The sequence below is a fragment of the Labrenzia sp. ATLA3 genome, from assembly GCF_057180185.1.
Window position 1 is genome coordinate 1 of the sequence record NZ_JBXUKV010000027.1, and the last position, 264, is coordinate 264.

Below are 264 nucleotides of genomic sequence, written 5' to 3' on the forward strand. Positions count from 1 at the left end.
CGTGAGCCTGGGCAAAGAAAGGACCGCCTTCGATGCTGTCCGGATCGTCCCGAGTTGTGAGGCGGGGGAGCGGAGGATCGAACCTGCCGAATTCGCCGGTTTTGGGGTCGAGCTCGTAAAGGCCGCCGGGGCGCACGCTGGCGGGAAGCACGAGCTTACCCCGATAGGGCGCAATCATGTGAAAAAGATTATGCCGGGTGTCGGCAGTGACGGGCGAAAAACCGCGGTTTCGGCTGCCATGCAGGATGACGCCTTCGCGGCCGC

Annotated in this window: 1 protein-coding gene; it reads right to left on the minus strand. The window is 63.6% G+C overall.

The window, feature by feature from the left end; all coding sequences use genetic code 11:
* Positions 1–264, minus strand: a 264-nt coding sequence (locus AC2A6O_RS29065) for a hypothetical protein (protein WP_498932188.1), incomplete at both ends; no start/stop codon positions are given.